This window comes from Alteribacter keqinensis, from assembly GCF_003710255.1.
Taxonomy (GTDB): Bacteria; Bacillota; Bacilli; order Bacillales; family Salisediminibacteriaceae; genus Alteribacter; species Alteribacter keqinensis.
Window position 1 is genome coordinate 587,296 of the sequence record NZ_RHIB01000001.1, and the last position, 26,050, is coordinate 613,345.

Below are 26,050 nucleotides of genomic sequence, written 5' to 3' on the forward strand. Positions count from 1 at the left end.
AATGACATTCAGGACTAAAGGTTGATGTTGAAAAAGAACACGAATATGCTATAATTAAGTTGAAATTTAACAGCGCCTGCGGTGTTGGTGAACTTCGAGCTTATTCGAACCGAACACCAATTCACACGGGAGCTTTACATTGGATGATGTACAGCACGCCTCTTAACTGAGGAAGCTGGAAATGATCCTGCGAGCACCCACCTGCTTAATCGCGGGTTCGTGATGTCTTTGAAGATAACCGCATTCGCGGGCAACCGTTTATTTAACAAACAATGAGACACCTTTTGCAGGGTGTCTTCTCTGTATTCTTTAAAAAAAGATGATATAATCAGATAGACAAAAAGCGGTCGTGCCGCTTCCGGATAACTTGGCGGTTAAGCCAAGTTTTTCTTTGTGTGCAGGAGACGTGATTACATATAGAAAGGATATTGCAATGGGAGAACGAAGACATAAAGCGCATGTACCGGTAAGGTTAAATACCCTGTTTTTTGTAGTATTTATCTTATTTTCAGCACTGATCCTGCGTCTTGGTATCGTACAGATTGTACAGGGGGAAGAGTACCAGGAGCAGCTTGAAAGAACGATTAATATCAGTTCGCCGATAGAAGCACCGAGAGGTCTCATGTATGACAGACACGGAAACGTGATTGTTGATAATGAGCTTCAGATGACGGTTACATATACCAACAGACGTACTCCAATGAAAGAAATGCTGGAAGTAGCAAGAGAACTTAACAGTTATATTACCGTTGAACAGGACCGGGTTAACGAGCGGGATATTAAGGATTTCTGGCTCATCTTGAATCAGGAACAAAATGATGCTCTTGATCTTACAGAATATGATGAGCCATTCGATATTCTCCCATTGGAAGAGCAGCGAAGTCTCGGATTAAGTGAGGATGAGGCTTACCGTGAACGTCTTGACCGGATTACTGATGAACACCTTGAAATGATTACAGATGAGGGAATGGAAGTGTTCGGCATCTGGCGTGAATTTATAGCAGGATATAACTTTCTTCCTCATAAAGTGCTCCAGGGAATTGAATATGAACAAGCCGCACGGATTATGGAGAACATGGAAGACCTCCCCGGCGTGGATATAATCAGAGACAGTAAAAGGAAATATCCATATGGTGAAACGCTCAGAGGAATTCTGGGGAATACCAATTCCATTCCAAGAGAACGGTTGGAGGAATTTATGGCAAACGGGTATTCGAGAAATGAAGAGGTAGGAATAAGTTATCTTGAATCCCAGTACGAAAATGTTCTCCGTGGACGCAACGGATCTCTTGATAACCACATGAACAGACAAGGAGAATTTTTAAGAAATCCTGATGTTAACATGGGCAGCAGAGGGAATGACTTAATTTTGAGCATTGATATGGAGCTTCAGCTGAGAGTAGAGCAGGCGATTGAAGAAGAATTATCCGATTCAGCCCGCCACTTTTTGGATGAAGAAGATGCTTATGTCGTGATGATGGATCCCAATACCGGAGAAGTCCTCGCTCTTTCCGGGTATAAAGGAGACCATGGGATTGTTGGGAGCAGCTTTGCTGTTGGTTCTTCCATGAAAGGAGCCACCATCCTGATCGGGTATGAAACAGGAGTGTTAAACTACGGAGATCAGGTAAATGACAGGCCGATCGAACTGAGAGGAACACAGAATTTACGATCCCACCGTCCGTTGGGAAGAATCAATGACATCCAGGCTCTTGAAAGATCTTCCAATATTTACATGGCTGAGGTGGCTATGAGAATGATCAACTATAAACCGGGTGTATCAACCAGTTTCGGCCCTACTGCCAATATTCACCGGACTTATGACATACTCAGGTATTATTACTCACAGTTCGGGCTCGGAGTAGAAACAGGAATCGACCTGCCGGGGGAATCCACAGGAATTAATGGCGGGTATAGTGATCCCGGTAATCTGTTTTATTTTACATTCGGTCAGTTTGATACGTATACGCCTATGCAGCTGGCACAGCACGTATCAACTATTGCCAATGGCGGTTACCGTGTGGCACCGAGACTCGTCTCAGAGATCAGGGAGCCTGGAGAAAACAAACATGAACTGGGTCCCCTCGCAAGACAGAATGAGCCGAAAGTTCTTAACCGCATCGACATGTCCGATCAGGATATTCAGCGGATACATCAAGGCTTTTACCAGGTCATGCACGGAAGCCAGGGAACGGCGGCTTCTTATTTCAGAAGTTTGGATTATGAGGTGGCTGGAAAAACAGGCACTGCCCAGGTATTTGTCGATGGTGAAGCTGCCAATAACCAGACACTGGTCGGCTTTGCACCGTATGATGATCCGGAAGTCGCATTTGCGATTATTGTTCCTGGCGTATCCCGTGATCACGGGGGCGTGGCCAACCGCATTGGAGTTGAAATCATGGAAGCCTACTTTGATTTAAAAGAAGGACGCCCCACTGATGTTGAAGAATCAGAAATGCTGTTTGACGATGAAGACTTCGGCGCAGAAGAGTCAGAAGAAGACGAAGAATAAAAAAGAAGCCGCCTCATAAAAATGAGGCGGCTTTTTGAGGTGAAAAATAGGCTGTGCAACCAGGCGCATCCTCCTTTACAGTCAGGAGGCCACTGAAAAAGTACAAAACAACTTTTTCAGTGGCTTTTATTTGAGTTGCAATGGCTCCATTCGGTTGCGCGCCTGTTACGAGTAATCCACTCTTAACAGGCTTTTAAAAAAAGCAACCGTTACGCTCATTGCTTAGAAGGCACTGGAAAAAGTTAAAGGCCGAACTTTTTCAGTGCCTTCAGTCAGGAAGTTAATTCTGAGACAATAGAGGGAATGGTCATTGAACTATCAAATATAAATTCCCCTTGTCTCAGAGCCATTTCCAGATTATTGTTACTGATATAATCATTAAACTCGCTCCGGTCATCAATAATGCCGGTTCTTTCGAGAATTCCTGCAATGTCACCGAAAGTCATACCGGATGTGACCACAAGAGCGGTCTGATAAACCATATCCTGTCCCACAGTATCTTCTTCATCAGCAGCTTCTTCGTTGCCTGCATCTGCTTTCAGCTCCTCGAGCTCCCTGACGCGTGCCTCAAGAGAGGCTTCGCTCTCCACCAGTTCATTATGCTCCTCCAGCGTTTTAATCACAAAGCCTGAAGACTCGAGTACTTCAAGAGCCTCCTCTTCAGTGACGTCTTCAAACGTTTCTGCTGTGGATTCGTTGTCGCCAAAGTAAAAAGCGCCGGCGAAGACTGTAGTTGTAAGGAAGACTCCTGCTGCAGTTCCTCTTAACCCGTTTCTGCTTAACATTCTAGAATCCTCCCTGTTACCTGTTATGAGCTAATAGCTCGTCGATATCTCCCTCAGAGCGGTTTGTTTTCTTTGAGATATCCTTTATATCGAAGCCTTCCTCATAAAGAGCAAGAACATCGTCCCGTGTTAGTTCGTTTGGAACACTACCTGTCTCAGCTGCAGAGGCTGCTTCGTTTCCAATGACAAATTCCTCTTCGATGGTTTTCATTTTCTTTTTTAACTGATACATCTCCTGCATCAGTGTAATTGAAAAGTTCTCCAGTTGTTTTTCCACGTCTTTTGCCGGGTCCTTACGGGTGAAAGACAAGATGAATAAAATGGCGCTGACGCTAAACATGGTTATGACTAGCCCACTCACATAGTTTCCCCCTTAACACTTATGTACGTGTAATGTTATACCACATTTTCATTTTGCTTCCTAGAGTCTTTAGCCAGATTTGTCGAATAACTCTCGTTCATTAGTTGCGAATGGTCGCAATTTTTGGTGAAAAATGAAAAGAGAACGATGTCTGAAGGAATGGGGTCTAAGTAAATACAACTTCAACAGGTTTTTTCATATGTGAGCCATGGGGGTGACAAACTATGACAATTTTGACTTCTTGTTGAGATTTCAAAGTCAGAGTAAGATGAAGATAGACAAGCTGGGAAACATCAATAGAAGGAGGCGGAGGCGTGTATACGAATCAGGTTACAGAGAGAGTCTCATCCTGGAAAAAATCAAGCGTATTTACTGTAATGGACCGAGGTCAGGTGGCACTGTATGATGATCGTCAGTCCCTTTTACGGTTTAAAGAGGGAGAGACTGCAGACATTCAATGGAAATGGATACACCTGCCAATGAAAAGTCAAAACCGGACAATTAATAAATTGATTGTTTATAACCGTTCAGCAGAAAATGTGGATGTTAAGCTTTCTGTCAGGTATCAAATGGTAGAACGGAGTGCCGAAGTCGTTTATTACTCCCCGAGCCAGGAATCATTGATCGTACATGATCAGAACTCTTATGCTCTATTTGGCGGGATCACAAGTCAGGGAACCCAATGTTCTTATTCCACATCACTTGTTAACCAGGAAGGAGCGACAGACATTGAGTATATGCAGATGCAGCCGATTGTCCAGTTCAGCCACGGGTGGGGGCTTGAATACAAACTTTCTCTGGAGCCGTATATGTCCGATTTTTTCTATGAGTGGGAAATGAAGCACGAAGATCTATTCTGGCTGGAAGAAGCACACAGTCAGTATCATACTCTGCTTCGTTCCTGTCAGCGTTGACAAGGAAAAAACCTTTACATTTAACATTCCCTCTTGATTGTCTCCTCAGTTTTTGCTATATTTTAAAAGTATGAGTAAAGATTAGAGGTTTGGAGGGAGATATCATGCGCGTTCAAGTTACATTAGCTTGCACTGAAACTGGTGACAGAAACTACATTACGACAAAAAATAAACGTAATAACCCAGATCGTATCGAAATGAAGAAATACAGCCCACGCCTTAAGCGTCACACTATGCACAAAGAGACGAAGTAATGTGGGAAAAAGCGACTTTAATAAGTCGCTTTTTTTAGTATAATGATAAAAGAACAGGGTCAGGCAAGATAGCTGTGTATGTGTGTAAGATTCAGGATGCAATTGAGCAACAAATTATTACGGAGCTGTGAAATGAGGTGTCACTGATGGAGGCTAAAGAAGTAAAGCGCCTGATGCGCAACGAGGTGAAACATCACCTGAGTAAAGAAGACCCCGAAGATCTTGCCTTAAAAACAAGCAAAATACATAATATACTTTTTGAACAGCCTGAATGGAAGCGTGCAGGGAATGTAGGGATTACTCTTTCTGTCGGCCGTGAAATTGATACATACGAGATTCTCGCAAGAGGCCTCGAAGAGAACAAACAGATGGCTGCACCGAAGTGTGATCCGGATAAAAAAACGTTGATCTTTTATCACATAACCTCCCTCGAACAGTTAGAGGACAGTTTTTACGGTTTGAAGGAGCCGGACCTGCTGAAGTGCAAAAAGGTGAACGAAGATGATCTTGATTTTCTTCTTGTACCGGGAATCGTGTATTCAGACAAGGGATACAGAATCGGGTACGGTGGAGGCTATTATGATCGTTTTCTTTCAGGAAACCCCAGCCTCTACACATGTTCTCTTGCCTACGAAATTCAATTAAGGGACAATCTGCCCACAGAGGAACATGATATAGCAGTAAAGTCGATCATAACCGAAAAAAGGTTTATTCGCCCATGAGTGTGCTGACTGTTGCGGGTATTTTTCTTCTGGCAGCAGGAGCCCGGTTTAAGGGGTCACTCACAAACAGCGGGACATTAATGGCTCTTTTGGTAGCTTTGTTTATTGGTGCTGCCTTTGATTTGTATGGACTGTTAATCCTTGCTGTCTTTTTTCTTACGTCTTCGATTCTGGGGAAAGTGCTTGATAAGAGAGTTGAGAGTAATACAATAGAAGAAAAAGGTAATCGCCGGGATGCGAGGCAGGTCCTTGCCAATGGAGGATGGCCTGCTGTTTGTGCTGTCTTTTATCTTTTTACCGGGGACAGTGTCTGGCTCATTGCTTTTTTGAGTGGTTTTGCTGCTGCTACCAGTGACACGTGGGCTTCGGAATTCGGTCGTCTGAGCAAAAGGTGTCCTCTTGATTTAATCAGACTTAAACCAGCTGTAAAAGGGCAGTCCGGTGCTGTGTCAGTCATTGGTACTTTAGGAGCGGCAGCTGGAAGTTTAATAATAGGTGTTTCTTCATTCCTGTTTATGTTTCTGAGCGAAGAACCGTTTACCATTTATACGTTTGTTCTCATTTCAGTGATTGGTTTTACTGCTCAATTGATTGATACAATAGCAGGGGGAACGATCCAAGCGTTATACGAGTGTCCCGGGTGCGGGGAGAAAACAGAAAGAACGCGCCATTGCGGGTATCGTACTGTCAGGATCAGAGGCATGTCATTTATAAACAATGACGTTGTTAACCATCTTTGTACAGCCTCTGCCGTTTTTATTACGTGGATTGTGTACGTGATCATCTAAAATGAGGTGAGCGGATTGCAAAACATTTCAAATCGTTATTCAAGACAGGAATTGTTTGATCCGATAGGAAGAGCCGGTCAGGAAAGACTCGCTGATAAAGAAGTATTCATTGTCGGTATGGGCGCCCTTGGTTCGGTCCTTGCCAACCATCTTGCGCGTGCAGGTGTAGGTTCTGTTTCTTTTGCAGACAGAGACTACGTGGAATTCAGCAATCTTCATAGACAAATGCTCTTTGATGAGGAAGATGCCAGGGAGATGGTTCCCAAAGCTGCAGCAGCAGAGCGGCGCCTTAAGAAGATGAATGCTGAAGTTAATATCAAGGGTTATATAACAGACGTGACGCATGAAAATGTCTTATCTCTTCTTCATAGTTCGCATATCGTTTTAGACGGTACAGACAACCTTGAAACCCGTTTTCTTTTAAATGATGCGGCATATAAGCTTGGCATTCCATACATATATGGCGGGGCAGTCAGCTCGCGGGGAATGCAGGCCACTTTCATCCCCGGTATTACTCCGTGTCTCCGCTGCATAATTTCTCCGTCATCGGGTACCGGAGAAACATGTGACACAACAGGGGTGCTGTCCCTTGCTGTGGATATCGCTGCAAGCTATCAGACGGTGGAAGCATTAAAAATTCTCACAGGTAATGAAAAGGAAGTTAGAAAAACACTTCTTACCTTTGATATCTGGAGAAACCATCGTTTTGAGATGAAAATGAAACAAAAAGATGATTGTGTAACGTGTACTAAAAAAGATTATCCTTCACTGACCGGTGGTGGAGGACCTGGAATTTTCACGCTGTGCGGAAGAGATACGGTTCAAATCGAAGGAAGAGAACCCTTTGATCTTTCCTACTGGGCAAAGCGTCTTGAACATCTCGGGGAAGTTAAAAAGACCCCGTTCCTCGTAAGAGTGCAATTGGAAGGAAAAGTTTACCCTCGTTCTCTTTCCGGATGGACGGACCCTTGTGCAGGGAACGGAAGAGGAGCAGGAAGCAAAAGTAATTTACGCAAAATATATCGGAAGCTAATACGAACAAAACGGAGGTTGGACAAGAAGTTGTCAAACAATACCTTCGTTTTTTGTTTTATGAGATTGTGAAATAGTGTACAATCTAAGTGGAGGCACCCGAAGCAAGTTAATCCGATTTTTTGCAGGTAATGGTGCCCGGGTAATCGAAATTCGATACAACGGGATTTAATAAACCAGATTGAATCGAATCAGGGAAGGTGGAGTTATCTTGCAAACACAATATGGAAACAAAACAACCAGAGTTGCTGTTATTGGTACAGGTTTTGTAGGTTCAAGTTATGCTTTTGCATTAATCAATCAAAATGTGGCAGATGAAATGGTGTTAATTGATCTCAATAAAGCGAAAGCAGAGGGGGATGCGATGGATTTAAACCACGGTCTGCCTTTTGGGTCTCCTATGAAAATATGGGCTGGAGATTATCAGGACTGCAGTGAAGCGGATATTGTTGTGATCACAGCCGGTGCTAATCAAAAACCAGGTGAAACAAGGCTTGACTTGATTGAAAAAAATGCTGTGATCTTTAAATCAATCGTAGATGAAGTGATGGGAAATGGCTTTAACGGTATATTCATTGTTGCAACAAACCCGGTTGATATTTTGTCCTATGCCACCTGGAAGTTCTCGGGGCTGCCGATGGAAAGAGTCATCGGTTCAGGTACTATTCTGGACAGTGCACGGTTCAGGTTTCTTCTCAGCGACTATTTAAATCTTGATGTAAGAAACATTCATGCCTATATCCTGGGGGAGCATGGTGATACCGAGCTTCCAGTCTGGAGCCAGGCTCGTGTAGGTCTCGAACCACTGGATCGCTATATTGAAAAATACAAACCTGATGCGTCTCAGGAAGATCTCGATCAGATTTTCGTTAATGTAAGGGATGCAGCCTATGATATTATCGAAAGAAAAGGAGCAACTCATTATGCGATTGCTCTTGGATTAATACGACTGACAAAAGCCATCTTACGCAATGAGAATTCCATCCTGACCGTTTCCACTCTTCTGGAGGGGGAATATGGTCTTCGTGATCTCTATATCGGAGTACCTGCCGTCGTGAATAAAAACGGCATCGAGCGGGTGGTTGAAATCGACTTAAATAAAGAAGAGATGCAGCAGCTTCAGGAGTCTGCATCAACGTTAAAAAAAGCCATGCAGCCTGTTCATGACATGATAAAATAACCATCGTGGAAGTTTTTTCCTGTTGGGTATTACAGCGGATAACTTTGTCAATCCAATCCATCCTATAAAAAAGAAGGAGGGATGGGCGTGGATAATCGCATATGGGTGATTCTTGGCGCTTTTATCGGAGGTTTGTTTCTTTATCGCATACGGTACCGTGTAATCAATGCTTTTTTAAAGCGTGCTTGGTTACGCCGGCTGGCTGTCAGTTCAGTTATGAGAATTCCTGCAGTAAGAGACCGGATGGTATCACAGGTGCTGCGCTGATTAACATGAAGGAGGTCCTGAATGGTTCAGGGCTTCTTTTCTGTTTTTTAAAACATGGCTGTGTTAAGGGTCATTATATAACGATGTGAAGTCTACGCGCCCTTTGCTTTCCGTGACGGTGCCGGCAAACTCCAGCAGAGTCTTTTATAAGAAAATGGACTTTATAAGTGGCTTCACAGAGCATGATAAGCTCACCGGGCACCCTTGGGAAATGGGAATGCGATGAGCGTAAGTTTTAGAGGGCTGTGAATATTGAAATAAAGCATGAATCTTCGTAAACCGCATCTTACCTTGATATAATGACAAGGGGGGATAACAAATGAAATGGAACAGTGTCTGCTTTGATTTAGATAATACATTATTCAGTCATGAACAGGCGTTTAAGCTTGCCATAGAGCAATGCTTTCATGAACTAATGAACGGTATATCGCATGTGAAGAACGTTTCCTTTGACGAGTTCTTCCCGCTTTTCAAGCATAACAGTGATCGTTACTGGGAATCGTTTGAAAAGAGAGAGGTGTCGCCCAAAGAGTACAGGCGGCTTCGATTTTTGGAAACGGTAAAAGAACTTGAGCTTCCTTTTACAGAAATAGATGCTGATTGGTTTCATGAACGATACTACGCTATTGTTGATGACTACAGCATCCCCTACGAAGGACTGGAATCACTTCTCTCGTTTCTCAGAAAGCATAAGATGAAGATAGGAATCATTACAAATGGTACAGCAGATACACAATATAATAAATTGCAAAAACTAGGTATAGCAAAGTGGGTTTCTGACCATCAGATGATTGTGAGTGAAGAGGTTGATGTGGCCAAACCGGATAAAAGGATTTTCATGCTTGCAAAAGAAAGGTTCGGTCTGCAGGAACCTGTTCTGTTTGTAGGCGATTCATGGAAGCATGATGTTATCGGAGCCATCGAAGCTGGCTGGGACAGTATCTTCCTGAATTCAAGAGGCGAAAAAAGAACAACAGAGCATTCACCGGTGGCTGAGTGTAACACTTTGTTACAAGTAAAGCAGGTGATCGAGAAGGAGGTCGGTGAATGAGTCTCCTCACTCAGCAGCTTAGGTTTTGGGAGCTGCTTTATCATCTCGTTAATAAAGAAGGAATGCGGGTCGTTCACCTTTCAAAGAGTGACCGGGAAGCGTGGCTTGAAGACGACAGAAAAGAACCATATCAGATTATCCGTATATGCAGAAAGGATTTGGACTGGTCAAGGGAGCTGCGCTCGGATATAAAGGAAACGGAACAAAAAGCTAAGCAGGTCAGAAAAAAACTGGGCCTAAGGCAGGCAAATGTAATCAGTTTGATTGTTTCCACGTATCCACCGGTTGACTCATGGGAAGAGTTAACCGACCGGCCGCTGCCTCTCACTGCCGGAGGAAAGCAGCAGATGAGAACCATACTGCTCACGGAGGATACGCTGCAGACAGTGATGTTTCCTCTTGCTACAGAATGGAAGTTAAAAGAGATGCCGGATTTCCTGCCTCCCGGAATGATTGAAGAGGAAGACGAGATGGTAAGAATGCTCCGGCGTCAGGTGAAAAAGGCAGAGGACAAACGGATTGAAGATGAAAGAAGTCTTTTTTTATACGGTAAACCGGTATTTACTTTCCTGCTGCTGGCTGCAATCCTGGGCATGTTTGCTTTAGTCGAACGGGAAGGATCATCCACGGATATTCGTACTCTTATTAAGTTCGGTGCTAAATTCAACCCTCTTATTCATGACGGAGAATGGTGGCGCTTTTTCAGCGCTATGTTTTTACACATCGGTTTTCTCCATTTGTTTATGAATTCCCTTGCGCTTTTTTATTTAGGCGGGGCAGTGGAACGGATTTTTGGCACAGGTCGTTTCATCATCATTTATGCTGTAGCCGGACTTTCAGGGTCTGTAGCGAGCTTTGCCTTTAATGAGCAGGTTTCTGCCGGGGCCAGTGGTGCTATTTTTGGTTGCTTTGGGGCACTTCTCTACTTTGGCCTTAAACATAAACGACTGTTTTTCAGAACGATGGGAATGAACGTCATTGTCATCCTCATCATTAACCTCAGTCTGGGATTCCTTGTTCCGATGATTGATAACGGGGCACATATAGGCGGACTTGTTGGCGGCTTTTTTGCTTCGGCAATAGTGAACCTTCCCAGATCTTCTTTCAATACAGGAAGAAGGCTTGCGGCTTTGGGGATTACTGTAATTGGAATTTCTGCTTTAATGGTTTACGGTTATACAAAGCCGTCAGATGGAAGCGGATCTCTTGCGTATGTTCAAATTGGTCAGGAGTACTTTCAGGAAGAGGAGTATGACGAAGCAAGGCGTTATCTGACTCTGGCTGTGGAGGGCGGAGTCCGAATGAAAGAGGTGTATTTCCTTTTAGGGAATACATATGCAATGGAGGATCAGCTCGATGAAGCTGAGCCATATTTCAAGAAAGCCATTGAACTCGATCAGGATTTTGCTCCGGCTCATTATAACCTGGCTCTGGTCTACTATCAGACAGGCAAAATTGAAGTAGCTAAGGATTCCGTAGAGCGGGCAGTGTCTTTGGACCCTGATAACAGTCAGTTCAGAGAGCTTCAGGAAGAGATTGAAAGGAGGAATCCGTCCTAAGCTAAGTGGAGCATTAGTTGTACTGAATCTTCGATAACAACTATAAAAAGCGCCGAAGCAGGCGGTCCGGAAAGGTATTCAGCCATCCCGGACCGCCTTTTTGTTTTGCCTTATATTACAAAGGGTCAGACCCCGTAAAATCAGAAATCGCTATTTTACAGGCTTTCCTTACCTGAACAACTGTTCAGGGTCTGACCCCTTGTAATAATTAAGGGGTTTATTTTATTTTTTGCATTGAAAAGGTGGTTTTGGCAGAAAATGAGGTGAAGGGAGGAGGGCTTTAAATGAAGAAGCTGCCAAAGAAACAACCGGTTTCACCATGTCTGAAAGAAAATATTGATTATCTTAACAGAGAGCTCGCGGTTGATAAGAGTTTTGATTTGATCAACCTTGATCTCGAATATGACGGTATTGAAATGGCTCTATACACAGTCGACGGTTTTGCAAAGGACGACGCTCTTACTCAGATACAAAGAGAATTAAACCATATCGACGGTGCAACAAAAGATAATATTCTTGATCACCTTCTCAAATCACGGATACCGTACATAGAGCTTGAAAAAGTAGATGATCTCGAAGAAGCTTTGGTTGAGATTTTGTCCGGTCCTGCTGTCCTTCTTATCGATGGTCAGTCCGAGGTACTTGTTATTGATACCCGTGAATATGAGATCAGAGGACCTTCTGAGCCGGATTCCGAACAGGTCATTCGCGGCTCAAGGGACGGTTTTGTTGAAACAATGGTTTTTAATGCAGGACTGGTAAGAAGGCGGATCCGCGACCGGAACCTGCGAAATGAATATATCAGAATTGGGCGCAGGTCTATGAGTGACGTGTGTATTACGTATCTCGCAGATATTGCTGATCATGAACTTATTGAATATATTAAGAGCAGCCTTGATGAAATTGACACTGACGGACTTCCTATGGGGGATAAGACCATCGAAGAGTATTTGTTCGGACAGCATAAGAATCCCTACCCGGTTGTGAGGTACACAGAACGCCCCGATGTTGCCGCCTCACACGTGCTGGAAGGACACGTTCTTATTACTGTAGACGGATCACCGAGTGTTATTATTACGCCGACAACATTTTGGCACCACCTTCAGCATGCTGAAGAATACCGCCAAAAGCCTATAGTGGGAAGTGCCTTAAGGATGGTTCGTTTTGCGGCTGTCTGGACAAGTATTTTTTTACTTCCCCTGTGGTTTTTATTCGCTCAAAACGCTGATCTTCTGCCAGAGGGGCTTTCCTATATTGGTATTGATGAACCTGGGGAAGTACCATTGATCGGCCAGTTTCTCCTGGCTGAAATCGGAATTGAGATGCTCAGGATGGCAGCTATTCATACACCGTCGGCTCTTGCTACCGCCCTTGGGCTTGTTGCTGCCATTCTGATAGGGGAAGTGGCAATTGAAGTCGGGCTATTTTCTCATGAAGTGGTTCTCTACCTTGCTATTTCCGCAGTAGGCTCATTTGCGACACCAAGCTATGAGATGAGTCTGGCAAACCGTCTGATGAGAATTGCCCTTCTGCTTTTATGCGCTTTTTTTCACGTACCCGGATACATTATCGGTACGACACTGCTTATCCTACTGCTTGCCGGTATGCGCTCTTTCGATACACCTTATTTCTGGCCGTTCCTGCCATTAAACCTCAGAGGGTTAAGGGATGTGGTTTTCAGAGCTCCCATGCCATTAAAGAACCGCCGTCCCAGATCAATCCACCCTATCGATCCGGACAAATAAAAAAGCTGACTCACGCACCTTTTGCGGAGTCAGCTTTTTGCATTTTCATCACCCATTACCCATATCACGTTCATACAATTCGTCTGTAATAAAGATTTTCTCTTTTTCAACTGCTGTACGGGAAGCCAGAACGAGACCGACAGGAGAATCTTTTCCGTCGTTTACAATCGTAAACTGGACGCCATTCTTATTCGCTTCCTTTACATAATTAGAATAGGAAGGATAATTAAGTGAGCCATTTATATACATCGTTACATCAAAATGATTTTTCATCATACGCAGTGCCTGATCATACATTCCACGCTCGCGCACCTGTCTGTTCGTAAGGGCAAGGTAGACCCGCTCTCTTAATGTGGAAAGAAAAAGCTTTCGCTCATCCGGCCGGATTTCAGGTGAACCATAGATGCCTTGCTTGAGTACTTCTTTTAATTTTTCCTCTGACATAGTAATTCCCCGTTTCTGTCTTGAGTTTGCTCAGTACTTCTCAATCTTTTTACATCCTCATTATACCAGTTTTTCTCGAGTCCTTACAATACAAATTCTTGTCCTTAACGGCGGCTTTCATTCATACACATAACCGAGGGGGGCTTACCAATGATTGAAGTCATCGTATTTACATTTTTTATTTTATTAACAGGAGTTGCCGTCGGTTCGTTACTTACCGCCAAGCTCGTCTTCTCCTGGCAGATGATATTCACTGTAACAGGGCTGATTTTCTTTTTTTTCGTATGGATCGGCATGCTGCTGGGAGGTTGGCTCTGGTTCCCTGATCCACTGTTAAAAGGGCTTATCTCTTTTGTTTCTGTTATTCTTGCGGTTTTTTTCTTTCGTACCTATCACCCATCCTTCGGTTACATTCCTACGAGAGGACTTTTGCACTGGGGTGTACTCGCGGTATTCTTTTTCTTTCTCGGTTTCGAAATCGGCATTGCAGGCTTCTCAAAGTGGTTCATCGTGTTGTTTACAGTCGTTTTTGCTGTTGGCGTGGTGAGCAGTGCCTGGCTTGTCTGGCGGTTAAAGAATTTAATGGAGTTTCGCTTTCTTGTTCAATATGTACCGATCCTTCTATTTGTTTTTATCGCAGTTTTAAAACTGGTATAATAAATGATGATCAGAGGCTGACGGAGGATAAAAATGAAAACCTATTTTGACATACAGCAGTTACTTAAACGCTTTGGGACGATCATCTATACTGGTGATCGTTCTGATGATCTTGACCTTATGGGAGAAGAACTGGGAGAGCTTCATAAAATGAACATGATTGATAATAACGACTATCTGCAGGCAAAAATGATCATCAGACAGGAGAAAAGCCGGATAGCACGCAGGTAACCGGGTTCTGCTTTTCCGGGGCCAGGATGATCCTGGGCCCATGTCACGGAGTCTGCTGCAAAGAATAGTGAAATCCCTAGGAACCATCACGTTTCCCTTCAGGAGGGCCATTAAATTCAGTCGTGCTCAGAAGAGAAAATCATAAGCAAATACATAAAATCGTGATACACTTATTTGTGTGAACAGCATAGAAAAAAGGGTGATACATATGGAAAACAAAAACTGGCTCGCCGGTGTGGATGTCGGCGGAACAACGATAAAACTTGCGATTTTAGATGAAGACGGCAGCTTTATTACTAAGTGGGAAGTTCCTACTGACATAAGTGATTCAGGTCATCACATACCTGGACATATAGCTTCTGCCCTGGGGGACAAGCTTTATTCCCTTGATGCAGGCTTTAAAGACATCAAAGGGATTGGTGTCGGTGCGCCTGGTTTTATTGAAGCAGATACGGGGTTCATCTATCAGGCCGTTAATATCGGCTGGAGAAACTATCCGTTAAAGGAGCGCCTTGAAAAAGAGACCGGGGTTCCTGTTTTTGCTGACAATGATGCCAATCTGGCTGCGGCCGGAGAGATGTGGAAGGGTGCCGGTGACGGTGCGAAGAATATGCTTTGTGTAACTCTTGGAACTGGTGTAGGCGGCGGTATCATTTCTGAAGGTTTCGTCCTTCATGGAGCCTGCGGAATGGCTGGGGAGATTGGTCATATCACTTCCGTACCTGAAGGGGGAGCCCCATGTAACTGTGGGAAAACCGGCTGCCTTGAAACTGTCAGTTCTGCAACCGGAATTGTAAGACTTGCTATGGAAAAGATTGAATCCAATAAAGCCGGAGCACTGTATGATCAGTTTGAAAACACCGGAATGATAACAGCGAAAGACGTGTTTGATGCAGCAGAGAAGAATGACCAAAGTGCGAAAGAGGTTATTCATGAAGCGATGTACCACCTGGGCCTTGCAATTGGGAATCTTGCAAACAGCCTTAATCCGAATGTTATTGTTATAGGCGGAGGAGTATCTAAAGCAGAAGAAAAGCTGTTAAACGCACTTCGGCCGCACTTTGACCGCTTTGCACTCCCGAAAATTGCTGAAGAAACGACATTCCAGATTGCCCGCCTTGGTAACGACGCTGGAGTGATCGGTGCTGCCTGGCTCGTTAAGGAAAAAGGATAATGATTAACAAGAATGAAAGAGGCTGAGACATAAAGAAAGTGTTTAGCTGAGAATCCGAACAATGCGCTAACATAGCGGATGAAATATACGCAGACTCCTGCGGAATTAAAAGGAAGCCACTGAAAAAGTACAAAACAACTTTTTCAGTGGCTTTTATTTGAGTAGCAATGGTTTCAGCGGATGCGCGCCTGATACGAGAAACCCACTCATATCAGGCTTTAAAAAATGACAACCGTTACGTTCATTGCTTAGAAGGCACTGGAAAAGTTAAAGATCGAACTTTTTCAGTGCCTTCTGAAAAGCAAAGGTGAGATCCCACAGTGACGAGCGCTTACTTCTTGAAAATGCGACGAGTTGCTTCGACGCAGTCAGCTTCACAGGTTAGCTGGCAGAGGAAGAAGCAGGAAAGCTGGAGGAGGGTAACCCGCTTCCCGTGGAAAGCGGAGTATATTTCAGGAGCAATGTATTTGCACCGCATTTATTCGTCCGGATTTTCGTTGACAAAACACTTCTGTCCCAGCCTCTTTCCTTTTTTTATCAGGTTCTGCAAACTCATTTGATGATTTATGCTGATTGCATGGATTGTCGCCGGTGAGCCCCTTTTAATACTTAGGAGTCCCGTTATTTTTGGCTCAACCATCACAAAACAGGTATACTATTAACGACTTCAGGAAAACAGGTGAAATGATATGGAAAATACAAACCTTCTTATCAAGGCAGAACACGTGAGTACGAAGGTACTGCGTGATATTTCTTTCGAGGTTCATAAAGGAGAAATAATAACACTGATCGGCTCTTCAGGTGCAGGAAAAAGCAGCCTTTTAATGCTGTTAAACCGGTTAAATGATCCCGAGGAAGGCAGAATTCTTTACAGAGGAAAGGATGTAAAAGAATATGATATTACCTCCCTCAGAAAGTCTGTAGGTATGGTGTTTCAGTCCTCCTCATTATTTGATGGGACAGTAGAGGATAATCTTAAGTATGGACCTGAATTGTTCGGTGAATGGGAAGAACAAATGGGAGTCCGCCTGTTAAAAAATGTCCAGCTTCCGGAAGAGTATCTTACGAGGGATGTGGAAGATTTATCAGGTGGGGAAAAACAACGAGTTGCACTGGCGAGGACACTTGCCAATAAACCGGATATTCTTCTTCTTGATGAAGTGACAAGCGCTCTTGACTTGAAAAACGTTGAAATGATTGAAGAGTTCCTGCTGGGACTCGTTCCTGATAAGGTTCATGCAGTTGTCATGGTTACACATGATGTTGCTCAGGCAAAACGCCTTGGAGACATGACAGTGTACATGGAAGAAGGGACGATCGTTGAAAGCGGCAAAAGCGAAGACTTGTTTAACAATCCGCAGACAGAGTCACTGCAGTATTTTTTGAAGGAGTGAGAGTATGGCACCTGAGATTTCAAACCTGTCCATGTTTCTGTTAATATTCTTTGTTCTCATTCCCGTATCCCTTTCCTATATTTATTCACTTGGCTTAAGCAGATCCATTGCCTGGTCATCATTCAGAGGGGTAGTGCAGCTGTTTATTATCGGGTATGTGCTTACATATCTGTTTTCACTTCCACCTTTAATCGGTATCTCTCTTATGCTCTTTGTGATGGTTACTGTTGCCACGTTTCATGCAAGTAAAAAGGGAGAAGGTATTCCATTTCTGAGGCCGGTTATTTTTTCAGTCATTGTGGGCGTCCAGCTTCTGATCCTCGCTATGTGGCTGGGGTTTGATATGATTAACTTTGAGCCTGACCAGGTTATACCTATGAGCGGTATGGTCATCGGAAACAGTATGATTGCAATCGGGCTGGCTCTTGAGAGAATGAAAAGTGAATTTAAAGAAGCAAAAGGCAAGATCGTTGCTGCCTTGTCACTTGGTGCAAAGCCCGAGCAAGCTTCCACAATCCTGATCCGTAGAATTGTAAAAGCAGCCATGATACCAAACGTGGATGGCTTAAAAACAATAGGATTGGTTCAATTACCTGGTATGATGACAGGTTTGATTCTGGGAGGGGTAGCGCCGATTGAAGCCATACGCTATCAGATTGTTATTTCTCTGAGTATCTTTGCTTCCGTGTCTCTGGCGGCTATGCTTGTGACAGTTATTTTCTACCGGTTTTTCTTTAATAAAAACCAGCAGATGGTGACGATTGGTGAAAAGTAGGCCCGGTTTTGTTATAACAGCCTTCCAAGCCGATCAGGTAATTCCGAAGAACGGCATAGCCATATGAAACTCAAAGGTGACCATTTTTCTCGCATATGAACGAATGAAAATCCAATTTTTTGGAAGGTGGATGTATAATCATAGTGGATTTGCCACTGGGACAAGCATGAGCATTCTTCAAAGGTTTTGGTTATTAAAAAAACGCTATAGCACCAATTGTTGCAGGCTTAGGAATTTAACATTCTGGAAAGAGGCAGGTGAAGGTGAAACTGTGAAGGGAAAGCAGCTTTCTTTGCGGACGGTGCTGATCATGCTGGTTGTCGCTGTCGTCGGTGCCTCGTTGCTGATGACGGACGTGCTGATCAACCATGCTGTGGGGAATAATATTTTGGAAGAACAGGAAGGTAAGGGACAGACGTTTGCCAAGCTTATTGCGAAGGAGGAACGGGTCATAGCGGGGCTGGAGGCTAATGATGCCGCATCTGTGCAGGAGTATGCGGAGAGGGTGCGGGAAACATCAGGCCTTTTGTTTGTTGTTGTGATGGACATGAATGCGGTGCGCTATTCACATCCGGACGAGAGTTTAATTGGGGAGCGGTTCATAGGGGAAGATGAAGGGCCTGCTCTGAACGGAGAAACGTATAGTTCCGTGGCAGAAGGAACACTTTCTCAGTCTCTACGTTCATTTGCTCCGGTTTATAGTAGAGATGGAGAGCAGATAGGAGCAGTCGCCGTGGGAGATTCGATTGAATCAATCGATGAGCTGCTATCGGATAATCACGGAATTATTCTCACGAGTTCCCTTTTTGGCCTAACGATCGGCATAACAGGCGCAGTGCTGATTGCCGCTTATGTCCGAAGAATCCTGCACGGACAGGAGCCGCGGAATATCGCTAGAACGTTTGAGGAGCGGAACCGGATGCTCCAATCCGTCCGGGAAGGCATTATTGCGGTGGATCAGGAGGGGGTGGTGACGCTTGTCAATGAGTCTGGGAGAAGGCTGCTTGAGGGTGCAGGATTGGATCAGGATCCGGTTGGCATAAAAGCGGTAGATTTTCTGCCGGAGACGGGGCTGCACCGGGTGCTGGAGACTGGAGAGGCGGAGCTGGACGAAGAACTGCGCCTGGAACGAATGACACTGCTGATTAACAGGGTGCCCCTGACTGTCGGTGAAGAAGTTGTCGGTGCCATCTCAACCTTCCGAGATAAAACGGAAATCAACGCGCTCGCTGAGCAGCTGACCGGCGTAAAGGTTTATAGTGAAGCGCTCCGTGCACAGTCGCACGAAATGAAAAATAAGCTGCACGTGATTTTGGGAATGCTTCACACAGAAGCATATGAGGAGCTGCAGGATTATATCCATGAGCTGACCGAGCTCGAATCCCCGGCTACTCATACCGCGCTGAAACAGTTTGCTGATCCGGTCCTCAGTGGATTCATGCATGGGAAGCTCAGCTATACCCGTGAAAAGCAGGTTCAGATGGAAGTAGTCTGCCCTTCTGTTATTCCTGCCCCTGTTGATCCCCAGATGAATCATCACTTAATTACAATTGCCGGTAACCTCATCGATAATGCCGTAGAAGCGGTACAGCAGCAGGAAACCAGAATGATTCGAGTAATGTTTCGCATTAAGGAAAAAGAACTGCTCCTTGAGGTGGGGGATAACGGATCGGGGCTGAGCGAAGAAGACCAGGAGAAGCTGTTTATGAAAGGGTATTCTACAAAGGGTGCTGACCGGGGATACGGCCTTTATCTTGTCTGGTCGACGGTTCAAGACTGCTCCGGGACGATTTCCATTGATACACTCAGAGAGCATGGGACGACTGTTATCGTCACATTGCCTTATGAAAGTCAGGAGGAGAAGCGATGATTAACGTGCTTATTCTGGATGATGATCCAATGGTCGCAAAGTGGAACAATTCCTATGTAGGTAAGCTGGAAGGCTTTCGTGCCGCCGGAACTGCACATACTTATGAGGAAGCGAAAAGACAGCTGAATGATAAACGGATAGACCTGCTTCTGCTGGATATCTACATCGGGGCTGATAACGGGTTGGAACTGCTTCAGGAGCTTCGTGCTGAAAGCTTATGGGAAGGGGATGTCATCCTCATTACGGCAGCGTCGGATGCCGGATCGGTCAAAAAAGCGATGCGGTACGGCGCAGTGGATTACATCATGAAGCCGTTTGATTTTGAACGGTTCCAGGAAGCGATGATGAAATATCGCAGCAGGAGGAAGCTATTCGAAGAGCATACCGTTCTGGATCAGCAGAAGCTGGATGAGCAGTGGTTTCCCAAGGGCGAAACAAAGGTGGACGAGCTTCCGAAGGGGCTCTCCGATAATACGTTTCTTACAGTAATTGATGGGATTATAAAAGTCGGAAAGCCGGCATTTTCCACGGAGGATGTTGCTGCCGGCACGGGCATTTCCCGTGTGACAGTACGGAAATACCTGAAGTATATGGCGGAAACAGGGATGGCTGGGGAACGATTGATCTACGGTACGGTCGGTCGCCCGCAGCATTTGTTTCTGCTTGATGACGAACAGCAGAAGAAGCTCCTGGAACGAGTAAAAGAATAAAGCAAGCGGGCTGACCGATGGACGGTCAGCTTTTTTTATTTACAAAATGAATTGTTAATTTACTCAATCTAGGATTCTGCGAAAAAATAGCTTACGCTAAAAAAACACTAGAAATGAAAGCGTTTTCCTGGGAGGGAGGAATTTGACAATTAAAAGATATAAAAGTGAAGCAGAAGAATTACACAAACGATTAAAAGGAAAATAGAAATGACAAACAGGGCGTCTGTAAAGAGCGCGGAGGAGTTAAGCCTCGCAGGTGCGGCTTATGGAAGACAGTATGATCGGCTTTACACGGCGCATCCCGTTCAGGAAATTTAACCAAACGATACACTTCGGGCCGCAGCAGAGCTATGGGCAGATCGGGTTTCCAAATCAAATCAACAACCTACCCGACATTCCCGGATTTTCCTTTGGGTTTTGAACGGCGGGTCAGAAGATATTACTGAGAAGATGAAAATAGCGGCAGTGGAGGCGATCACCGGACTGATTCCGGACGAAGAGCTGAAACCGTCCTATAGTATTCCCAGGCCCTTCCCTTAAATAATGAAGTGGTACGGATTGTGGCTAAAGCATTGGAAACGCAACAGAGAAACAGAAGGGAGCAAAACAGCATGGAAGCACTTGAACGTACAGTTAAAAAGCAGTCTTTGCATACATTACCTGAGGAGTCAAAGCAAAAGAGAAAGGTTTCTGTTTTTCATATTCCATTGCCGATATTTGCGGTTGTACTATTATTGACGCTTGCGGCGGTCTTCACGGAGACGCTGCCGGCCGGGATGATCGGAAGCCTGCTTATCATGATGGTTATTGGGGAAACGTTCGGCTGGATTGGGGACCGCACCCCAATCGTAAAAAGCTATCTCGGCGGTGGTGCGATCGTGGCGATCTTTGGTTCGGCCTACCTTGTGTACAGCGGCATTTTGCCGGACACGATGGTGACACAGGTTGACGAGTTCATGACAACAGGCGGGTTCCTGGACTTCTACATTGCAGCACTCATCACAGGCAGTATTCTCGGCATGAATTCGCAAATGCTCGTTAAAATCGGCTTACGTTATTTTGCACCTATTTTCGGGGCGATTGCCGGGGCAGTTCTGTTCGCAGCGATTATCGGGCAGATAGTCGGATTTACGCTTCAGGATGCGGTTCTCGTCATTACATTGCCGATCATGGGCGGCGGTATGGGTGCCGGAGCTGTTCCAATGGCTCAGGTTTATTCCGAATTCCTGGGTCAGCCGGCGAGCTACTATATCTCGATTCTTGTTCCGGCTCTGGCTCTTGGTAACGTATTTGCCATTGTGATGGCAAGCATGCTCCATAAGCTCGGCCAACGTGTTCCAACTCTCACCGGTAACGGTAAACTCATGGATGGTTTTGAAGAAACAAAAACGACGACGACATTCGACCTGAAAAAGCTCGGTGTCGGTGTCCTGGCAGCTATGCTTTTTTTCACCGTCGGCCAGTTGCTTGGAGTTATTCTGCCGATTCATCCATACGCCATCATGATCCTGCTGGTAGCAGCAGTCAAAATCATGAACCTGCTTCCTTCCACAATTGTGGAGGGAGCAAGCCAGTGGTATCAATTTGTAGCTAAAGCTTTCACCCTTGCCCTGCTTTTCGGTATCGGGGTTGCGTATACAGATCTTGGGGCCGTCTTGAATGCCTTGACGCTGCAATACGTGCTGATTGTCTTCGGTGTTGTAGGCGGAGCGATGCTTGGAGCCGGTATTATCGGACGACTCGTTGGCTTCTACCCGATTGAATCCAGCATCACTGCAGGTCTCTGCATGGCTAATATGGGTGGAACAGGCGACGTTGCGGTGCTCTCTGCTGCGAAACGTATGCAGTTGATGCCGTTCGCACAGATTGCCTCCCGTCTTGGAGGCGCCGTCATTCTTCTGCTGGCAGGCTTGTTGATGAGCTTTTTCTGATGAAGTGGTACAGTAAAGCTGCCATTATGAGGATATCTCATGTTAACAGCCTCCACTATATTTGAACAGTAGAATTAAAAAATCAGAAGGCAGAAGCGGCGGCGCTTCTGCCTTCATTACGTTATTGTAAAACACAGGCTACCTGTCAGGAAACAGCGACGAATAAAAAGTGGTACTATAATCAAGTTAGAGGAATAGTGGAGAATAGACTAAATGTTGAAACGGTAGTAGCGGAAAAGAAATTAATAGACAAAGAGCAATTTAAAACTGAAGAGCAAAGAAATTAAGGAGGAAGTCTATAAATTTGTGGAGAACTTACATATGGTAGTTCATATCAAACGGGTGGAAAAGCTGATTGAAAAGACGTATGATGATTACAGGCATTATCTGAATGAAGCAGATATTGATAACATTGAAGACAAGAGACTTTCTTCCTTAATCGATAACCGCATATGACAGAAAAAAGAATAAAAGGTACTGTAAGTGGAACCTCATCGTAACGAACGTATTCTCATATGAGTGATATAAAAAGTTAAACCTAAAATATGAACGTTAGTGCTGATAGATAACAGCTAGAAAAACGTTGGATGAAAGAAAGTTATTTAACCTGTTTTATAAGTGCACATTAATTATAGGGACAGGCTTGATCCTGGGAGGGGTAGCGCTGATTGAAGCCATACGCTATCAGATTGTTATTTCTCTGAGTATCTTTGCTTCCGTGTCTCTGGCGGCTATGCTTGTGACGGTCATCTTTTATTGGTACTTTTTTAATAAGGACATGCAGTTAATCGGAATTGTGAATGAAAAGAAAGAATAAAAAGGAGCTATTTGTAAATGTGGAATAATAAATTAGTTATTTTTTTACCGCTGACTGTCATGATTGGATTATTTGCGTTTGGTTACTATTCAATCATGGGTGCAGATGAGGTTACTAATGAAGACCTTGATGCAAGAACGGAATTGTACCTGGATATAGATGACACAGAAAACAGGGTAACTGCAGGCTGGAACTGGGAAACCATGCCGGGTGATGGTGTGATCGGCACTGATTATATCGAAATTATTCTTTACGACGAAGATAACAATCTTGTCGATGTGGATGTGAACGAAGCGGAACTGCAGCTTCTGCAGGGAGCTGATGAGATTTATTCAATTGACGAGATTAAGGAAAGTACAGAAGGGATTTTGTTCTCCTTTCCAAATATGATGGAAGACAATCTGACCTATGGTAACAGCGGCTCCATAAACATGACCTTTGATGCTGAAGAAGATGTTGCATACGGAGAGGTAAGGTACGCCCATACATGGACCCATGGGAGTTCGCTCGAATCCGGGACTCTGGCACCGGGGGATGTTTCATTCTCCAATGGAACACAATACTGGGTCTTAACAAGAACCTCACTTGAAACTGCGGGGGAATAATCTTGTGATCCGGGGAATGTCGTTTCAAAAGGGCGTCATGTTTATGGGGAAGCGTTATATCGCCTGTTCTTATGAAAAAGACGGAAGAATCCGTACCTGGGTAAAGCCGGTAAATGGGAAATCAATGTCCGCAGCAGGGAAGTTGGTTTTTCTCTCCATGCCTCTCTGGTATCATATCATTCTCGGTTTGCTTGTTTTATTTACATTAGGACCGCCAGTCATAGAAGCAGCAGGGGGGCCTGGCACAGACGGACTCCCTCTGGCTGCCATTCTTTTATTTCTGGCAGGCACACACTTTTACTTTCCCCGTGAACTTAGGAAGTATCACGGAGCGGAACATAAAGTCTTCAGTTACCGGGACAGGGTGAGCGCTCTTAATCGAAAACAGATTATGAAAGCTGAAATTACGAACAGACACTGTTCAACCAATGCCATTGTGATGTATTTCTTCATGTTTACACTGCTCTCAGCAAGTTTGGCTGTTATTGGTGGGATTGGGATTCACACCGTTATTAATGTATCAGCAGCAGGTGCCCTTATTTTAATGCCTGTTCTTACCTACTGGCTAAACAGAACAAAGGAAACGATGGTTCACCGTTTATTCTTCAGGATTTCGTTCTGGCTTCAGCGGTACGTTACCACAAAACAACCGGAGGAACATCATATTAACACTGCCATACGCTCTTACAGAAGACTGGCGTTTAAAGAGTTCCCTCAAAAGGTAAGGGAAAAGAGAAAGCCGAATAAAAAGGAGCGTATATCAATGGTAACTGCAGATGTCAGTGTTATTCCAGTAGGGAAAGCTACTACAAGTGAATCAGAACAAATTGCTGCTGTTCATGACCTTTTAAAAGAGTACGAAGGCAAGCTTACTTTTGAAGTGAACGCCGTGAGCACAGTGATTGAAGCCGAACTCTCTGTTCTCTTTGAAGTACTCCGGAAAATTCACGAACTGCCGTTTCATGACGGGGTTAAGAGAGTGGCAACAAACATTCGGATTGATGACCGCAGAGATAAGGAAGACTCCATGGAGGAAAAGAAAAAACGTGTTACTGAAAAAGCAAACAACTGATGATTAAGCAAAAGAGGATGCCCCGGGAAGGGACATCCTCTTTTACATCTAAAACACGTTTACATTGCTCCGCCGCCACCACGGACGATGTAGGAAAAAATTGTCATTACAGAAAACCAGCCAAAAACTGCAACAGTAACCGCTGCGAATCCTACGGCAAAGAAGTTTTTGTTCTTTAATTCCCGGAATAAGCCGAGGGCTGACAAGATCGCTACTAATAAACAAATAATCCCAAAGGCCATACTTTCGCCTCCTAACGTATGTAAAGTCCTGCGAAAACCATTCAATAAATAGTCTTTCCTAAGTGCATTTTTATTTTACTTGTTTTTTCACTTTTTGTCGAGTCCTTGTCATCTTCTTTGGAAAAACCTTTTCATTTTAGTACAATAGGAGTTAAGAGATTGGCTTTGTTAAGTTAATTATAAAAATGTTAAAAATTCAAGATTAAGCATAGCCTGGATTAATGAGGAGGAGAAGAAAATGAAGATTATGCAGATGCCGCTTGGCCCCCTGCAGACTAACGGGTACCTTATACATAATGAAGACAATCGGGCAATTATGATAGACCCCGGTGGAGATGGATTTAAAGTGCTGGAGGTATTGAAAGAAAAAGGACTGACTCTGGAAGCCATTGTCCTTACACATGCGCACTTTGATCACATTGGTGGAATTAATGAGATTCGTGAGGAAGTAAATGTACCGGTATTCGTTCATGAAAAAGAAAAGGAATGGCTCACCGACCCATCCAAGAACGGATCAGGAAAGTTTCCGGGATTGGACCTTATCAGCGTTAATGGAGAAGTGGAGACAATCAGCGGTGAGGAAACGCTCAAAGCAGGACCGTTCATTTTTTCCATGCTGGAAACACCCGGCCATTCACCGGGAAGCGTATCCTTTTATATGCCCCGGGAGAATGTCATTTTCTCTGGAGACGTATTGTTTCAGGGAGGTGTCGGAAGAACTGATCTCCCCGGAGGGCATACAGACACATTGTTATCGTCCATTCATGAAAAGCTGCTGACACTGCCCGATGAAACGATTGTAGCCAATGGTCACGGACCAACGACGACAATTGGTGAAGAAAAAGAATCTAATCCGTTTTTGAACGGGTTTTAAATCTGCAAGAGAGCTGTCCCGGAAGGTGGAATCCCACTTTTCGGGGCATTTTTTAAGAGGTTTAAAGGCTAATGTTGATAATAA

General features: G+C 44.4%; 28 protein-coding genes and 1 other RNA gene. 25 read left to right on the forward strand and 4 right to left on the reverse strand.

All coding sequences use genetic code 11. The annotated features are described in order from the left end of the window. The first annotated feature begins 70 nt into the window (after positions 1–70). Together ssrS and EBO34_RS02860 are read left to right on the forward strand one after the other, a co-directional pair. Positions 71–257: non-coding RNA, 6S RNA (gene ssrS / locus EBO34_RS02855), on the forward strand. Positions 258–406: 149 nt separating this feature from the next. Further along, positions 407–2,512, forward strand: coding sequence for a penicillin-binding transpeptidase domain-containing protein (locus EBO34_RS02860; protein WP_249413981.1), 2,106 nt, complete (start codon positions 407–409; stop codon positions 2,510–2,512). Between the two features lie 272 nt (positions 2,513–2,784). Here EBO34_RS02860 and EBO34_RS02865 read toward each other — a convergent pair whose 3' ends face one another. Further along, the gene (locus EBO34_RS02865; RefSeq protein WP_122896441.1) at positions 2,785–3,297 is read right to left on the reverse strand and encodes a hypothetical protein; all 513 of its coding nucleotides are present in this window, start codon (positions 3,295–3,297) and stop codon (positions 2,785–2,787) included. A 16-nt stretch (positions 3,298–3,313) separates the two neighbouring features. After that, positions 3,314–3,658, reverse strand: a complete 345-nt coding sequence (locus EBO34_RS02870) for a hypothetical protein (RefSeq protein WP_122896442.1) — start codon at positions 3,656–3,658, stop codon at positions 3,314–3,316. Between the two features lie 314 nt (positions 3,659–3,972). On the opposite strand from EBO34_RS02870, the gene EBO34_RS02875 reads away from it, so the two are divergent. From EBO34_RS02875 to EBO34_RS02920, 10 genes are all read left to right on the forward strand, one after another. Continuing rightward, positions 3,973–4,572 (forward strand): hypothetical protein, encoded by a 600-nt coding sequence (locus EBO34_RS02875; RefSeq protein ID WP_122896443.1) that lies wholly within the window; start codon positions 3,973–3,975, stop codon positions 4,570–4,572. A gap of 104 nt (positions 4,573–4,676) precedes the next feature. Then, positions 4,677–4,826: a 50S ribosomal protein L33 gene (rpmG, locus tag EBO34_RS02880; protein ID WP_122896444.1), complete on the forward strand. Its 150-nt coding sequence runs from the start codon at positions 4,677–4,679 to the stop codon at positions 4,824–4,826. Positions 4,827–4,972: 146 nt separating this feature from the next. Beyond that, on the forward strand, positions 4,973–5,548 hold the full coding sequence (locus EBO34_RS02885) for a 5-formyltetrahydrofolate cyclo-ligase (RefSeq protein WP_122896445.1): 576 nt from the start codon (positions 4,973–4,975) through the stop codon (positions 5,546–5,548). Then, positions 5,545–6,336 (forward strand): DUF92 domain-containing protein, encoded by a 792-nt coding sequence (locus EBO34_RS02890; RefSeq protein ID WP_122896446.1) that lies wholly within the window; start codon positions 5,545–5,547, stop codon positions 6,334–6,336. Before EBO34_RS02885 ends, EBO34_RS02890 begins: the two co-directional genes overlap by 4 nt. A 15-nt stretch (positions 6,337–6,351) precedes the next feature. After that, positions 6,352–7,440, forward strand: a complete 1,089-nt coding sequence (locus tag EBO34_RS02895; RefSeq protein ID WP_346725791.1) for a ThiF family adenylyltransferase — start codon at positions 6,352–6,354, stop codon at positions 7,438–7,440. A 139-nt stretch (positions 7,441–7,579) separates the two neighbouring features. Beyond that, positions 7,580–8,548, forward strand: coding sequence for an L-lactate dehydrogenase (locus tag EBO34_RS02900; RefSeq protein WP_122896447.1), 969 nt, complete (start codon positions 7,580–7,582; stop codon positions 8,546–8,548). Positions 8,549–8,635: 87 nt separating this feature from the next. Next, positions 8,636–8,815 carry a hypothetical protein gene (locus EBO34_RS02905; RefSeq protein ID WP_122896448.1) on the forward strand — a complete coding sequence of 60 codons (180 nt, stop codon included), beginning with the start codon at positions 8,636–8,638 and terminating at the stop codon, positions 8,813–8,815. Between the two features lie 319 nt (positions 8,816–9,134). Next, entirely contained in the window at positions 9,135–9,866 is a 732-nt protein-coding gene (locus EBO34_RS02910) for an HAD family hydrolase (protein WP_122896449.1), read from the forward strand. Then, positions 9,863–11,425, forward strand: a complete 1,563-nt coding sequence (locus EBO34_RS02915; protein WP_122896450.1) for a rhomboid family intramembrane serine protease — start codon at positions 9,863–9,865, stop codon at positions 11,423–11,425. The genes EBO34_RS02910 and EBO34_RS02915 overlap by 4 nt, the downstream gene beginning before the upstream one ends. A gap of 284 nt (positions 11,426–11,709) precedes the next feature. After that, positions 11,710–13,170, forward strand: coding sequence for a spore germination protein (locus tag EBO34_RS02920; RefSeq protein WP_122896451.1), 1,461 nt, complete (start codon positions 11,710–11,712; stop codon positions 13,168–13,170). A 48-nt stretch (positions 13,171–13,218) separates the two neighbouring features. On the opposite strand, the gene EBO34_RS02925 is transcribed toward EBO34_RS02920, so the two are convergent. Then, entirely contained in the window at positions 13,219–13,614 is a 396-nt protein-coding gene (locus EBO34_RS02925) for a YueI family protein (RefSeq protein ID WP_122896452.1), read from the reverse strand. Positions 13,615–13,764: 150 nt separating this feature from the next. On the opposite strand from EBO34_RS02925, the gene EBO34_RS02930 reads away from it, so the two are divergent. From EBO34_RS02930 to EBO34_RS02980, 12 genes are all read left to right on the forward strand, one after another. Next, positions 13,765–14,271 (forward strand): hypothetical protein, encoded by a 507-nt coding sequence (locus tag EBO34_RS02930; RefSeq protein WP_122896453.1) that lies wholly within the window; start codon positions 13,765–13,767, stop codon positions 14,269–14,271. A 33-nt stretch (positions 14,272–14,304) separates the two neighbouring features. Then, on the forward strand, positions 14,305–14,502 hold the full coding sequence (locus EBO34_RS02935; protein WP_122896454.1) for a YqgQ family protein: 198 nt from the start codon (positions 14,305–14,307) through the stop codon (positions 14,500–14,502). Positions 14,503–14,710: 208 nt separating this feature from the next. Further along, positions 14,711–15,676, forward strand: a complete 966-nt coding sequence (locus tag EBO34_RS02940) for an ROK family glucokinase (protein WP_122896455.1) — start codon at positions 14,711–14,713, stop codon at positions 15,674–15,676. Between the two features lie 689 nt (positions 15,677–16,365). Beyond that, complete coding sequence (locus EBO34_RS02945; protein ID WP_122896456.1) at positions 16,366–17,070, forward strand: ABC transporter ATP-binding protein; 705 nt, start codon at positions 16,366–16,368, stop codon at positions 17,068–17,070. 4 nt (positions 17,071–17,074) lie between these two features. Next, positions 17,075–17,845 carry an ABC transporter permease gene (locus EBO34_RS02950; protein WP_122896457.1) on the forward strand — a complete coding sequence of 257 codons (771 nt, stop codon included), beginning with the start codon at positions 17,075–17,077 and terminating at the stop codon, positions 17,843–17,845. Between the two features lie 271 nt (positions 17,846–18,116). Further along, positions 18,117–19,715: a DcuS/MalK family sensor histidine kinase gene (dcuS, locus tag EBO34_RS02955; protein WP_183163685.1), complete on the forward strand. Its 1,599-nt coding sequence runs from the start codon at positions 18,117–18,119 to the stop codon at positions 19,713–19,715. Continuing rightward, on the forward strand, positions 19,712–20,425 hold the full coding sequence (locus EBO34_RS02960; protein ID WP_122896459.1) for a response regulator: 714 nt from the start codon (positions 19,712–19,714) through the stop codon (positions 20,423–20,425). The genes dcuS and EBO34_RS02960 overlap by 4 nt, the downstream gene beginning before the upstream one ends. 560 nt (positions 20,426–20,985) lie before the next feature. After that, the gene (locus EBO34_RS02965) at positions 20,986–22,356 is read left to right on the forward strand and encodes a 2-hydroxycarboxylate transporter family protein (RefSeq protein ID WP_249413982.1); all 1,371 of its coding nucleotides are present in this window, start codon (positions 20,986–20,988) and stop codon (positions 22,354–22,356) included. Between the two features lie 321 nt (positions 22,357–22,677). Then, entirely contained in the window at positions 22,678–22,812 is a 135-nt protein-coding gene (locus tag EBO34_RS21030) for a hypothetical protein (protein WP_283234576.1), read from the forward strand. Positions 22,813–22,939: 127 nt separating this feature from the next. Beyond that, a complete protein-coding gene (locus tag EBO34_RS02970) occupies positions 22,940–23,173 on the forward strand; it encodes an ABC transporter permease (protein WP_346725792.1) in 234 nt (77 codons plus the stop codon). Between the two features lie 17 nt (positions 23,174–23,190). Next, positions 23,191–23,778, forward strand: coding sequence for a hypothetical protein (locus EBO34_RS02975; RefSeq protein ID WP_122896461.1), 588 nt, complete (start codon positions 23,191–23,193; stop codon positions 23,776–23,778). A gap of 16 nt (positions 23,779–23,794) precedes the next feature. After that, the gene (locus EBO34_RS02980; RefSeq protein ID WP_283234587.1) at positions 23,795–24,850 is read left to right on the forward strand and encodes an MTH1187 family thiamine-binding protein; all 1,056 of its coding nucleotides are present in this window, start codon (positions 23,795–23,797) and stop codon (positions 24,848–24,850) included. A 59-nt stretch (positions 24,851–24,909) separates the two neighbouring features. Here EBO34_RS02980 and EBO34_RS02985 read toward each other — a convergent pair whose 3' ends face one another. Next, positions 24,910–25,092, reverse strand: a complete 183-nt coding sequence (locus EBO34_RS02985; RefSeq protein ID WP_122896463.1) for a DUF2759 domain-containing protein — start codon at positions 25,090–25,092, stop codon at positions 24,910–24,912. A gap of 238 nt (positions 25,093–25,330) precedes the next feature. Between EBO34_RS02985 and EBO34_RS02990 the strand changes: the two genes are divergently transcribed. Further along, positions 25,331–25,966, forward strand: coding sequence for an MBL fold metallo-hydrolase (locus EBO34_RS02990; RefSeq protein ID WP_122896464.1), 636 nt, complete (start codon positions 25,331–25,333; stop codon positions 25,964–25,966). Positions 25,967–26,050 lie beyond the last annotated feature (84 nt).